The organism is Pectinatus haikarae, from assembly GCF_015732185.1.
In the GTDB taxonomy this organism is placed as follows: domain Bacteria; phylum Bacillota; class Negativicutes; order Selenomonadales; family Selenomonadaceae; genus Pectinatus; species Pectinatus haikarae.
This window is the reverse complement of the sequence record NZ_WIQM01000008.1, coordinates 103,184-116,672: the sequence shown is the minus strand read 5'-3', so window position 1 is coordinate 116,672 and position 13,489 is coordinate 103,184. Positions and strand designations below refer to the sequence as shown.

The 13,489-nt window shown below is 38.3% G+C and carries 13 protein-coding genes; 3 read left to right on the top strand and 10 right to left on the bottom strand.

The window, feature by feature from the left end:
- Positions 1 to 30: 30 nt before the first annotated feature.
- The 8 genes from I6758_RS04795 to I6758_RS04760 all read right to left on the bottom strand — a co-directional run bounded on the left by I6758_RS04795 (position 31) and on the right by I6758_RS04760 (position 7,853).
- On the bottom strand, positions 31 to 2,745 hold the full coding sequence (locus I6758_RS04795; RefSeq protein ID WP_196604069.1) for a sigma-54-dependent transcriptional regulator: 2,715 nt from the start codon (positions 2,743 to 2,745) through the stop codon (positions 31 to 33).
- A 168-nt stretch (positions 2,746 to 2,913) separates the two neighbouring features.
- A complete protein-coding gene (locus tag I6758_RS04790; RefSeq protein ID WP_231038515.1) occupies positions 2,914 to 3,741 on the bottom strand; it encodes a PTS system mannose/fructose/sorbose family transporter subunit IID in 828 nt (275 codons plus the stop codon).
- Entirely contained in the window at positions 3,738 to 4,547 is an 810-nt protein-coding gene (locus I6758_RS04785; protein WP_196604068.1) for a PTS mannose/fructose/sorbose/N-acetylgalactosamine transporter subunit IIC, read from the bottom strand. Before I6758_RS04785 ends, I6758_RS04790 begins: the two co-directional genes overlap by 4 nt.
- Positions 4,548 to 4,565: 18 nt before the next feature.
- On the bottom strand, positions 4,566 to 5,054 hold the full coding sequence (locus tag I6758_RS04780; RefSeq protein ID WP_196604067.1) for a PTS sugar transporter subunit IIB: 489 nt from the start codon (positions 5,052 to 5,054) through the stop codon (positions 4,566 to 4,568).
- Between the two features lie 14 nt (positions 5,055 to 5,068).
- A complete protein-coding gene (locus I6758_RS04775) occupies positions 5,069 to 5,485 on the bottom strand; it encodes a PTS sugar transporter subunit IIA (protein WP_196604066.1) in 417 nt (138 codons plus the stop codon).
- A gap of 21 nt (positions 5,486 to 5,506) precedes the next feature.
- Positions 5,507 to 6,154 carry a bifunctional 4-hydroxy-2-oxoglutarate aldolase/2-dehydro-3-deoxy-phosphogluconate aldolase gene (locus I6758_RS04770; protein WP_196604065.1) on the bottom strand — a complete coding sequence of 216 codons (648 nt, stop codon included), beginning with the start codon at positions 6,152 to 6,154 and terminating at the stop codon, positions 5,507 to 5,509.
- A gap of 16 nt (positions 6,155 to 6,170) precedes the next feature.
- Positions 6,171 to 7,127 (bottom strand): phosphoglycerate dehydrogenase, encoded by a 957-nt coding sequence (locus tag I6758_RS04765; RefSeq protein ID WP_196604064.1) that lies wholly within the window; start codon positions 7,125 to 7,127, stop codon positions 6,171 to 6,173.
- Positions 7,128 to 7,316: 189 nt separating this feature from the next.
- Positions 7,317 to 7,853 carry a hypothetical protein gene (locus I6758_RS04760; protein ID WP_196604063.1) on the bottom strand — a complete coding sequence of 179 codons (537 nt, stop codon included), beginning with the start codon at positions 7,851 to 7,853 and terminating at the stop codon, positions 7,317 to 7,319.
- Between the two features lie 80 nt (positions 7,854 to 7,933).
- Between I6758_RS04760 and I6758_RS04755 the strand changes: the two genes are divergently transcribed.
- The 3 genes from I6758_RS04755 to I6758_RS04745 all read left to right on the top strand — a co-directional run bounded on the left by I6758_RS04755 (position 7,934) and on the right by I6758_RS04745 (position 10,539).
- A complete protein-coding gene (locus tag I6758_RS04755; protein ID WP_196604062.1) occupies positions 7,934 to 8,086 on the top strand; it encodes a hypothetical protein in 153 nt (50 codons plus the stop codon).
- 52 nt (positions 8,087 to 8,138) lie between these two features.
- Positions 8,139 to 8,705, top strand: coding sequence for an N-acetylmuramoyl-L-alanine amidase family protein (locus I6758_RS04750; protein WP_196604061.1), 567 nt, complete (start codon positions 8,139 to 8,141; stop codon positions 8,703 to 8,705).
- A 253-nt stretch (positions 8,706 to 8,958) separates the two neighbouring features.
- Positions 8,959 to 10,539 (top strand): hypothetical protein, encoded by a 1,581-nt coding sequence (locus I6758_RS04745; RefSeq protein WP_196604060.1) that lies wholly within the window; start codon positions 8,959 to 8,961, stop codon positions 10,537 to 10,539.
- Between the two features lie 61 nt (positions 10,540 to 10,600).
- Here I6758_RS04745 and I6758_RS04740 read toward each other — a convergent pair whose 3' ends face one another.
- Together I6758_RS04740 and I6758_RS04735 are read right to left on the bottom strand one after the other, a co-directional pair.
- Positions 10,601 to 11,830 carry a hypothetical protein gene (locus I6758_RS04740; protein ID WP_196604059.1) on the bottom strand — a complete coding sequence of 410 codons (1,230 nt, stop codon included), beginning with the start codon at positions 11,828 to 11,830 and terminating at the stop codon, positions 10,601 to 10,603.
- A gap of 174 nt (positions 11,831 to 12,004) precedes the next feature.
- Positions 12,005 to 13,249: a hypothetical protein gene (locus I6758_RS04735; RefSeq protein WP_196604058.1), complete on the bottom strand. Its 1,245-nt coding sequence runs from the start codon at positions 13,247 to 13,249 to the stop codon at positions 12,005 to 12,007.
- Positions 13,250 to 13,489: the final 240 nt, after the last annotated feature.

Below are 13,489 nucleotides of genomic sequence, written 5' to 3'. Positions count from 1 at the left end.
GAGATGGCAGAAAAGTGCCGTCTCGTATTTTTAATTACTGGCCGGCAAGCTGTTCAAAAAATAATATATCTCTCCGGACGGAACGATCAGCAGCAGATTTTTGGTGTGCGCATTGATAAGTTTTTCAAGAAAAGAAAAATCATTTTGTCTGGAAATTTTTAACTCTGCCCCCCAATCCGGTTCTTTGAGTGCCTGGTTTGAGTTCACGCGGTCAAACATACATGCCAAATGAAGATAGATTCTGACTATTGAGTCCTGGGCAATTTGCTGAACAAAAAAGTGGGCAGCTATTTTCTCGACTATTTTTTCACAGCAGTCAGCTACTTTTTCGGGGGGAAGGGATGCAGCAAATTTATTTATCTGCTCGCGTAATATTTGGTACAGTTCTTTATATTGCTTGGATAACAGGCGTGTACCGGCAGCCTGTTTGTCAGACAGTATCTTCCGGACTTTTGACAATCCCTCAGGTAAAAAAAGATCGCCTATATTAATGAATGGAACTATAGGAATATGAGGATCGGCGCTGCCGATAACGATACATAGAGAATTTTTTTCCCTGGAGTATATTTTTTCTATATCATCATTGATACCGGCAGTGAGAATGTTCATCTTATGCACTTCCGGTATGTTTTCTATAAGAATATCTTTTATTTTTTCAGCAACGCCGTAGCCGCTCATGCAGATGATCAGAATAGTTTTTTTTGTCGATGCAATAGGTTCGTTTTTGGCGCCGGAAGATTCGGATGGTTTATTGCGCATCGTTAAGACATATTCGTCGTAAGCAGCGTAAATATATTTTTCAGCCGTTTCTAAAGATAGATCCTTTGTCAATATTTGTCTGCCGGCTTCAAGGACCAATGCTGTGGTGACATTGGGAATAATTTTTACATGTATACCCGTTTCGGTGAAAAGTGTTTTTTCCATAGTAACCAGGAATCCCATATCCACCAAAAGTAATACACCCTTGCCGCTGTTGATTTTTTTTATAAATGAACACAAATCATCTATAGTTTTAGTATTATTCTGGTTAAGAGGAATATTATAATAATTGATCTCGTCTGTTCCCAGCAGATTATTTGTTACCTCAGCTAAATTTTGGGCTGTGGCTCTGCCGTGCGCTGCGACTAAAATACCAATATGGGTCGATCGCGCTTCACTGCTGTCATGTGTGAAGAACATTGCCAAAAAACCCAGTTCATCAAGAGAGACACTGACTTCCAGCTGCCGGGATATAAAATTGACTTTACCGGATATAAAAGAAAACTCTTGTTTGTGGTCATTGCGGATTTTTTCCAGGTTGGTATTATAAACTCTTCTGCCGGAGGCAACACGTTCTCTGAATTGTTGTAAATGCCATGCTAATGTCACCAATATATTGCGATTGTACGTTCTGTGAAGTACAGAAGCCGCATTTTCAAGAAGTTCACTGGCAGTATGCCAAATATGCTTATCAATGATACTTGCCGGAATATCACTGGCGGCTTCTTTTTTTAAACCTTTCATGACAACCGAAAAATATTGTTCGAGATCTTTTGCTGTTTGTATATTTATATCTTCATCGGACATTTTTAATTGTCGGTAATTATCAATTTTTCTGTCAATATATTTATAAAGATCAATACCATAGTTATTGTCCGCAATAAGGGATGATTCCCTTTCAGGTTTGATCAATAGACCGCTTGAAAAAATCTGGTTAACCGTATCATCCAATATGGTTTGATGTTTCACGTAAGTGAATATTCGGCTGGGCAGAGCATCTGTGTTGAGTGCTAATTGATTTTTACTATGAGCTTGAGCCGATAGATAACTTTTGGCACAGCAGAGTAAAATATCATTTTTAAGTTCGCCTATATTAGCAGGACAATTATATTTTGCGAAAAGTTCGATGACTTTTCCTTCAATTTGGATGGGCATGCTGAGCCGGACAGCTTCTTGATTTAAAAAATGCAGAATAAGTTTTATTCTTTCATGGATGGACCGTTCATTAATAGTCGGCAGATTTATCTGCACCGGGATACGCCGTTTGAATGTCAGCAGGAGAGAGCTGTTTATATCCTCCGAAGTCGCGCCTATAAGCATGATATTGGCTTTATGCTCTGCTTTTGTTTCACCCAGCCGCCGATAAAAACCTTTGTCAATCAATATGAACAACAATTCCTGTCCGGTAGGCGGCAAACGATGTATTTCGTCAAGAAATAAAATGCCGCCTTGTGCTCTGTCTACAACTCCTTCGTGTTCTTCGGAAGCACCGGTAAATGCTCCCTTTATATAACCGAATAACTGTGTTAAAAGAAGTTGGGCATTATCAGCATAATCGGCACATGAAAATGTTACAAATGGGACATTGCCGGGCCATCTTTCATTGGCATAAGCGGCCATAGACTCTGCCAAAAGCGACTTTCCTACACCGCTGGCGCCGCAAATAAGAGTATGAAGGCCATGCGGAGGATATAAAATAGCCGCTTTAGCCAGATCTATTTGAGCTTTTATACTGCCATTACTGCCTATTATATTGGAAAACCCGGAAAAATTTTCAACATTATTATCACTGGATAAATAATACAGCACAGGACGAGAACCGCATTTTAGCAATAAACCTTGTTTGATCAGAGTGTTTAATTCGGCGGAAGCATCAGAACGATGGATATCGAATATAGCTGCCACATCATTTGTATTGATTCCCTTTGCCGGAACATTTATATTGTGTTCATGAAAATATGAGAGTATTTTATCTATACGATTCATAGTTATCTCCTAGTGCTGGTTAATTGGCAAGAGTATAATTCCCCTATCATATATGATAATTATAGCAAAGAAATATTATATTTTCTGCTAAATGCAGGCAATTCTTCATAATGCTGCCAGACATTTAGGGAAATTTAGCTGTTAATTTCTATGTGATCATGAATATTGTCAGGAGATTACACCTAAAGCACCACCAATAAGAGCAAAAATAAATAATGCCAGCAATACATATACCACCTTTATTCCATGCATGAGCGCGCGCCAGCTGGCAATGGTTACAATCAGCGGCAGAGCTTTTGGAACTATCTTGTCAAAAAGATCTTTAACGGCTACAGCCTTATCGCCTATTACAGGAGTCCAGGATATATCTATGGTAATGAATTTGCAGACCATAATTCCTAAAACGAACAGACCCATGATAGAAAAAAATGTTGTTACTTTTTTAAACATACCACCTTCCAGAATAGCAGTGACGGCAGTGGTGCCCATTTTATAACCTTTTCTGATGGCCAGATGCGTAATCAATATATCATAGCCCAGCATTGCAATGGCAAAAACTATTGGCCCCATTATGCTTCCTGCAGCGCTCCATCCGAGACAAATGCCCAAGATACAAGGTTTATATAATCCACCTGAAATAGTATCACCAATCCCCGCAAGGGGACCCATCAGAGATGATTTCAAATCTACTATAGCGGCTTCATCAATATCTTTGCCAAGCGCTTTTTGCTCTTCCAGAGCTATCACTATTCCATGAATGACAGATCCCCAGCGAGGCTCTGTATTGAAAAACATCATATGCCTTTTAAGTCCTTCTTTAACTGCCTCGGGATTATTCGGATACAATTTTTTTAATAATGGAGCCATCATGGAAGCAAAACCACCTGCCTGCATACGCTGATAATTATAGGATAAATGGCTCATGATCCACCAGCGCAGTATGGCAAATTCCAAATCCCATTTTGAAATTCCGGATTTGTGTGTTTGGTTTATCATATTTCATCCTCACCTTCGTACAAATTATTGGAACTTTTCATACTTTCCGCTTTATGGGATGAACTGATCTGAGCGGTCGGAACATTATGCTGCAGAGAAATGTATATATATCCCATTGCAGCCCCTAAAATAGCGGCAAAAACCAGATTATTCATTCCTGTAAATGAACTGATAGCAAAGCCGATACCGAAAAATACTAACAAATCTTTTCTGCCCATATATTTTAAAAGCATAGCTATACCTAAAGCAGGCAGTACTTTACCGACAGCATTGAATCCGGCTACACCCCATGCAGGAATAGATGCCAACAGGCTTTCTATGATGGGGGGACCGTAATACGCAGCTAAGAATGCAGGAACAGCTCTGACTAATATGACGACAAATTGTGAGGGAACTGCCTGAAGAAACATAAGTTTTTTTATATTTCCATTTTCGGCGCATTTATCCTGAAGTGAGGGAATAAAAGAATTTAGAGACATAAATAAAATCCACGCATAATTGCCTATAACGCCGAGTGCAATGGCAATTACAACAGATTGTTCTGTGCTGATGCTGCCTTGTATGGCTACAGCTGTACCCAGTAATCCGGCCGAATATAAATCAGAAGGATTGGCTCCGCCGGTACTGTTCCATCCCAGGAATGCTACATTTATAGCAGCCCCTATTATTATACCTTCAACGGGCTTTCCGTAAATAAGTCCCACCCAGAAACCGGCCATTATAGGTTCTCTGACCAGCCACCAGCCAAGAGGATTAGAGGAACTTTGAAACCAGCCTAGCGCAGCTACCAAAAGTGCCTGAACCATAATATCTTCCTTTCTAAATCAGAATGTGATAGTTTGATTTATTGACAGATAAAACTTTTTATTGTCCTCTGGTGTGGCCTGAAAATAAATATTAATGTTTGGAGATATTTTTTCCAGCATGTCAAAATCTTCTTTATTTAAAGTTATATTCTGGTAGACTATTTTTCTTCCGGGACCCGCCCCAAGACCGCCTATCTGCAAGTCTATGGGATTGAACCCTTTTTGGTATGCATCAAAAACAGTTTTTACATTTTTGAATAATACCATGGCTGTTCCTTCTCCCAAATGGGTTGTTTTCCATGAGTCAACAAAATGATCAACACTGACAATAGCACATCTGACACCGGCCGGTGTTGCCATGCGATAAATGTTACCCATTGTCGGATCTTTTGACAATGTATCATTTACAATAATTATTTTTGTGGCTTGTGTTTCTTTCAGCCAGCGCGCTACAACCTGACCGTGAATCAGTCGGAAATCGATACGTATTAATGCAATGTCTGCCATATTAACACTTCCTTTTATATTTCATCTTTCTTTACTGCATTGAATTCTTCTTTTATATTTTTGCAGCCGTCTGCGCCGGATTTCAGGATATTGCCGACCAGTGTTTTTCTGTCCAAGGAGAGACGCATTGTACAGGCTTCTATCAACATGGGCATATTAATACCTGAGATACACTCAATATCATAATCATTTGACAGCATCGCAGATACATTAGAAGGAGTACCGCAAAAAAGATCACATAAGATAATGCATTGGCTGGGATCAGGGATAGTATCCAACTTGCGCTGAATTGCTTTAGCAAATTTTTCGGGTTCCATCCCGGGGATCAATCCAAAAGCAGTGATATTTTGCTGGTTCCCGATGATCATTTCGGCACTTTTTAATAGTTCGGCACCGAAATTACCATGCGTTAAAATCAGTATCTCTATCAAACTATTTCAACTCCATTTTGCTTATTTTTCAGCTGTCTTTATTGCTTTGACGAAAATTTTTGCCGCTTCGGTGACTTTATTGAAATCACCGTCCTTCTTATGTGCTTTCGTTACAAAACTGCCTACGCCAACGGCATGGCATCCGGCATCAAACCAGTCCTTTACATTGTCGGGTCTTACTCCGCCGGTGGGGACTATTTCGGCCTGCGGCAGCGGTGCTTTTATGGTTTTTACATATTGAGGACCCAGAACTTCTGCGGGGAATAATTTTACGAAATCGGCACCGGCATTTACTGTATTGATAATTTCGGTAGGTGTCATGGCACCGGATACAGTGACGGCCTGATAACGATTGGCTATGGCAAGCATTTGCGGATTGAGATTTGGACTTACAAGAAGTCTTGCACCGGCCAGCATCACGGCATTTGCTGTTTCGGCATCAAGGACAGTTCCAGCACCAACGACAATATCGTCGTGTTCATATTTTTTAGCCAGATAGGAAATAACTTCCACGGCATTGGGGACCGCCATTGTTATTTCTAACGCTTTGATACCGCCATTTACCGCGGCAACAGCGATCTTTTTAGCCTCGTCATTGTCATCTGTCCTGATTATAAGGATCATTTTACTGCTCATAATGGTCTGCATATTGTTGAATTTGCTGTTCATTGTTTAAGACTCCTTTTTATTTGATTACATTAAATTGCGGCTGTCTGCCGGATAATACGCGTATGATTTCCTCCGAAGCCATCACACCGGCGTTGGTTATTGCTTCTTTTGTATATGCACCGGCATGGGCGGTGAAAATGATGTTTTTCAGCTGAGTCAGTTTTGAATTTTTCAGAGGCTCATTTTTATAAACATCCAATGCGGCAAAGGCTATTTGTTTATTTTTTAGAGCAAGATAAAGAGCGTCCTCATCTATGAGTTCACCGCGGGCGGCATTTATCAGGACAGCAGTGTTTTTCATTGCTGCAAGACTGGTTTCATTTATCATATTGACTGTGGCGGGAAGAGCAGGAGCGTGGAGCGATATGAAATCCGCTTCCCGGAAAATTGTTTCCAGAGGTACATAGGCAATGCCGAATTTTTTTATATATTCCTGGTTGGGATAAAGATCGTACGCCAGAATTTTCATATCGAAAGCGGCGGCTCTTTTCGCCACTTCACCGCCTATATGTCCCATACCCACTATACCCAGTGTCTTTTTGCCCAGCTCGCAGCCGGTATATCTGTTCCAGCCGCCCTGTCTGACGGCGCTGTCCATGCCGGCTATGTTTCTGGCGGCACAGAGCATCAGTCCCAGTGTCAGATCGGCCACAGAGCTGCTGTTGGCACCCGGTGTGACAGTGACTGCTATACCGAATTCCCTGGCTGCTTCGATATCAATAGTATTATAGCCGACGCCCTGCTTGGCGATTATTTTGAGAGCGGGACTGCCCGCCTCTATGACTTTTCTGGTGACCTTGTCACTGCCGGCGACCATTGCGCTGGCACCCTTGATCCTGTCTATAAGCTCTTCTTCGGTCAGTGTCCGGTCAAATGGATTTAGCTCCAGCTTGTAGCCTTCATTTTTTAGAAGCGCCAAGGCTTCGTTCGATCTTGACCGCGCTCTTGAACCTATGACTATTTTTAGCGGCATATTCTCACTCCTTTTGATTTTCATAATTTATAAAAGCAAATTGCGTGCCAATACACATAAAAGCCGCAACGACGGGATAAATATAAAAAAAGACTACACATGCGGGTCAGTGTAGTCTTTAAAGACAGGATGTAAATTTTTGAGCATCAGCCATGATATTTTGTATATTTGCTGATCAAATCTGGTATTTTATTTTTTCATATAAGAATACGTTTTCTGAAAAATTTTTTCCAAAGCTTTTTTTCTTATAGCATATATTTTATAGATGGTTAAATGCTTCAAGAGGGAAACGCTTTTTACTGTATAACCATAAAAGAACAGATAATAAATTATAGATTTTTCTTCCTCACTCAAATAGTCTATGGAATACTTAAACAGAATATCATCAAAGGCAGATACATCACAAGGGAGATCAAAGGCATCCGATAAATGACAGGTATGCTTTTTCTTAAAAATAATTTTACTTGTAAGCTTAAATTTTTCATGTTTTAGGCTCTTTGATATATAAGACATGATTACCTTATCTGTTTTTACTGTGAAGTTCTCAAGATTTATCTTTTTTACTAATTCTATAATAAATAATTTTAAATCTTGCAAGGTATCTTCACCATTCAATTGGTAGCTATAACTATTTAACTGCACTGAAAATTTAGAAATTATTTCATTCATTGCAATTTGATCATTGTGGTGTACCAGAGCGATTAATTCACATAAATTCCTTTTCATATTCATTCCTCCTTGTAAATAAAGAGAAATAAATATAAGGTTTTTTAAGCGAATTACAAAAATATTCAGGTGGTGATTTTATGGAAAATATAATAACGGTATTGTCCGCAATAATAAATAAGACCGATAACGATTATTTGCTTTTTTCCATAGTTATTGCAGTTATTATTATTTCTGTGGTAATTCCATTGGGGTTATATTATCTGAAATGCAAATTCAATAAAAAAAATTAATAAAACTGATAAGGTGATCATGTACTATCAATGAAATGAGGTTTTATTAATTATGAACATTTTTTTAAATCCAGGGCATTCGCCAAATGGTGATCCGGACCCCGGTGCATGCAACTCAGCGCTCAGCTTACGCGAATGTGATATCGCATTATCTGTAGGCAGTAAAGTGCTTGAACTTCTGCGGCAGGACAGTTGCAATGTAAAGTTATTGCAAAGTGATAATTTGTGCGGAGAAACACCGTCGCAGCCCGACATCACATATGCTGCCAATTCCTGGCCGGCGGATATTTTTGTGTCGGTTCATTGCAACAGTTTCAATGGTGAAGCCCGTGGAGCAGAAACTTTAGTGTATTCCGGTTCGGCTAAAGGCTATGTTTTAGCCGATAATATTCAAAAAAATTTGATTGCGGCTATACAGGCTATAGATTCTGCGTTTACTGACAGGGGAATCAAAGAACGCAGCGATTTAGCAGTGCTTCGTTATACCGATATGCCTGCTGTGCTGATCGAATTAGGTTTTATTGATCAAAAAGACGATGCTTATATATTGACCGATCATCAGGATGAAATAGCCGCGGCTATCAGAAACGGAATCGATGAATACTGTAATATACCATAAAAATAAAAGCTGCTGCATGGAGTACATTGCCGCTTTAGGCAGCGGCTTTTTGCTTTATTATTCGCAGAAAATGCAGTATGGAATAATTAAAAAGCATTTTCTGCATAGAAGCTGAAACCATTTCGTAAATAATTTTATTTTTTTGGTAAAAATGTTAAAAAAATAAAAGCCAAATGCTCTTTATTAAATGTGTAGTGAAAATAAGCGATTATTTTCATTGTACAAATAAATTTTAATGAAACGGGGTTTTAAAATGTCAAAAGAAGAATTTCAGGTTCCGCAGAATGTAAAAATGAGTTTTGATGCCGAAAAAGTTTTTGGACCGAAAGAATCCGTAGACGAAATCATGCAGCTGCATCAGGAAGGAGAATATGCAGATATTTTAAGTTCCACGGATAACACGGAAAAATTGATCAATAACCTAATCAAGAACAAAGAAGCATTTGTTGAAATCAGTAAACTGGTAGACAGCAGCGCTGAAAGAAAAGTTATGCTGCCGATGCCAAAAGCTATGACAGTTGACTCTTTGGGCTCTATGAAACTATCTGCCGATGCTGCCACTGCCGCTCCAAACAGCACACCCGGCGGTGCCTACGTCATAAATCCAAATACGCTTTATACGGATTCAATTGCCGCCAAAGGGGATCAGCGCTGGTATGCCTTCCAGCTCACCGCCGAAAAGAAATTGACCGTTTACATGGCGCCTGTTGCCGATATCTCTGTCGATAACGATTTATATCTGTATAAATTTGATCAGATCAGCAGCTCCATTACCGTCGCTGCGGAATCTAAAAACAAAGCCGGTATGTATGAGCTTTTAAGCTATGTTGCTTCTGCAGGTATATATTTTATTTCTGTCAATTCTTATGCTTGCGATGCTGCGAATAGCTTTCAGATTATGGCCCGTATCAGTGATACATGGGACGAAGCCGAAGGTGACGACAGTATGGCTATGGCTAAAGAAATGCCGGTAAACAGTGAAATAATCGGTACATTGGATAATAGCATCGATCAGGATTGCCGGCTATGGCTTGTTAAAGAAACAGGAACTTATCAGTTGGAGCTTAGAGTTCCGGCGGACACCTTGAAATACCAGGTACAGATATTGTCCAGCAGCCAAAATCTGATTACTTCTATGGAACAAAATGCCAGAGTATTTTTTCCAAATGTAGCACCTGGCGGCTATTATATAAAGATTGTATCCGCTGACGGGCAAGTCGACCCCGCAGTAAAATATGATTTCTCAATGATTTTAATTCCTCCCGATATAATCGATACCAGCAAATATACAGGGATGCTCTCTCAGTCGGGTAAACAGCTTGTTGAATTTTTGCAGCCGGGCGCCGTGGCGGGGCTTGAACGCAATGCATTGACTGTAGACCGCAAAGAATTTAACCCGCAGTTTATAGATTTTTCCACCGGACGGCCCAGCATGCCTGGGTATCAGTGCGGCGGTCTGGGGGAAGTCAATACTCAATTTGACAATAAAAATTTGGGTGTTGGCACATATACATCTGACCTTATTAATGTTAATAATGCTATGATATGTATTGCTAAAAATGCTTTATATTTTTGGCAGCTCCGGAAAAAATTTTATCATGATTATCCAGCTGGTTATGGTCAGCCTGATCATACTTATCCCGGTGGCACGGATCAATATGGCACGCCTTACTATACCGGTGTTTGGAGAAGAGAAGGGTATTTACCAATTCAGTTTATTTTTGATGTTGATCAAATGAAAGTAGTCGATATGTATAATCCTAATTTCTTTTATGGTACTGCTGATTACACTGAGGTAAAGGGAAATGGGACACATACTTTTACTCTAAAATAATATAGCCATTAATTCGTATAAGGAACCGACTATAAATAATATAGCTGGTTCCTTGTATAGTTTATTTATGATAAGCATCTTCAAACGGCACCATTAGACTTTTAAACCATTTAGTATAATCAATGTTCCCATTAACATCTTGGAAACTGCTTAGCAGAGCATTGTTTTTTTCAGCCGGTGTTTGATCGCCTAACTCAGCCATAAATCTTTTTTTATATTCTTCATATTTCCAGGATAATGCTTTATCATCGACGGTTGCCAATGAACCACCGTTATCGCCGCCAAATTCACTAGTTAATATATTATTAGAATCGTCCCAGTAGTTGACTTCATTAAGCACTTCACCCTCTTTTCCTTTTTTAAACATATCAGTAATATAATCAATTAATTTAGTTGTTCCTACTACCGACATTTTTTTAGAATCATTTTCAACAGTCGGAGCTGTAAATAAAGATTGTTTTGCCGATTGTAATGCATCTATTATTGTATCAAAAACAGATGTATCCTTATAACATTTATTATACCCATTTATAGCTACCGCAATACTGCTTAAATGTATATTTAAATCTGCAGTCGCTGTTCCCATCCCTAACTGGTTATTTAATTCCATTGCCTTAAATTCTGGCAGTCGGCGTCCCAGTTCGTTAAAAGCGTTATTAACACAATTAATCATATCGTTTTCTGCTGGTCCTTTTCCGCCTAACTCTATTAACGCCTTAGCATCAATACCATTGGCAGTAAATTCTAAATTGGATTCATTAGCAGAAAGTGTTGATTTATCATAACGCAGTATCACATTTTTTCCTCCCAGTGTCGTTAAGTATGCAATAGCTTCTTCTGTCGGTTTCTGTCCTTTAGCCGTAACATCTATAATGGGTTTATCCGTGGAATTCATATAATCACTTAATGCCTGTAAATTATCATCATCATAATTATACTGCGAACCAGAAGTTTTATCTGTATTGCCGATTTTTTTCAGTATATCCATTAATGCAGAAATATCATCTTTATTAATTAATGGTGTATCAGAATTTGATTCAGATGATAATGTATCAGGGCTATTAGTTTTTACAGTATTAGATTGTTTAGTGCTTTCTTCTAAGAGCTGTATACGTTTTCTGAATAACTTATCCTTTACAGAATCTCTCTTGATATCAACATCAACGTTATAATCGGCCTGCCGCTGATTTTGTGTAAGCGGAGACTTTGCTTTAAATATGCTGTTAGGTGAACTTAAAGCTTTTCCGGTAAAACCAAATATACTTCCTTGACTTCGATTGATCATCGACATGTAAAAACACTCCTTTGCTAAAAATAAATAATGTACAGTGTATATTTTAGTTAAACATATATTGTTTTTCTTTTTTTATAATTAATTTAATTAAAAAAATTGATATATTATTCGTAAATATTTTTGTTTTAAAATTATTTATAATAATCATTGTCCCTATTAATATATAATGACTTACTGCTGATATACCATTCCTGTCAGATGGTTTAAACATTTATTGAAATCATCATCACTCTTTGCGTTTTGCAAATAGCTGATCAATATATCGTAGTTATTTGAGTGGGATTTATTGTCTAATTCCGCTGTAAGCCTTTTTTTATATTCTTCATATTTCCAGGATAATGCTTTATCATCGACGGTTGCCAATGAACCACCGTTATCGCCGCCAAACTCATTACTTAATATAGTATTAGAATCATCCCAATAACTACCTTCACTGAGCACTTCACCGGTTTTCCCCTTTTTGAACATATCGGTGATGTAGTCAATTAAGCTGGTAGTGCCAACTACTGACATTTTCTCTGAATCGTTTTTAACTTCCGGATCAGTAAATAAAGATTTTTTTGCTGCCTGTAAACTGTCTATTACTGTATCAAAAAAAGAGGGATCATTATAATTTTTGTTATAGGAATTTATATCTCTGGCAATGATGCGTAATCCCATACCTAAATGTGAAGCGGCTGTCCCCAGACCAAAAGCACCCTTTTGTTCAAGATTTTTATACTCTGGCAATCTTCGAGCAAGTTCGCTAAAAGTATTATTTATAACTTCAATAATATCTTTTTCAGCGCTATTTTTACTCTTTAATCGGAAAATAATATCAGCAGTAATATCAGGGGTTAGGCTGGGCGTTGAATTACCTGTTATACTGCGTATAATATCGCCTAATGTAGGCATAGTATCAGGGGTTTTGGGTGTTGAGTTATCGCCGGACGCAGCTGTTGTTTTACTAAGCTGCGCTCCCGGTGAGTCATTATTTCCTATTTTTGATGGATCGGCGATTGCGTCCTGTATATTTTTCTGCCCATCAGCGGCAGTATTTGCAGGCTGTTTACTATCAGTGTCTGCCTTATCAATTGCGTCTTTATTTTTTTCTATCAGGTCTATTAATGCTGAAACATCATCACTTCTATTTTTGAGTAATGGTGTACCGGTATCTGGGCTGGACAGCAAATCTTTCATGCCGCCGGTCTCTTTTAAAACATATGGGCTTTTAGACTTTTCTTCTAATAACTGTATACGTTTTCTGAATAACTTATCCTTTAGAGAATCTCCCTTGATATCAACATCAACGTTATAATCGGCCTGCCGCTGATTTTGTGTAAGAGGAGACTTTGCTTTAAATATGCTGTTAGGTGAACTTAAAGCTTTTCCGGTAAAACCAAATATACTTCCTTGACTTCGATTGATCATCGACATGTAAAAACACTCCTTTGTTAAAAATAAATAATGTACAGTGTATATTTTAGTTAAATATATATGGTTTTCCTTTTTTTATAATTAATTTTGTAAAAAACACTATATTATTCGTAAAATTGTTAATAAAAATGCTGTAATGAGCTATTTTAGCTCATTACAGCATTTTTATTAACAATTTTATTACAGTATTTCCATATACTGGCATAGACCTAAATAGGTTTTTTAAGTACATTATTAGTT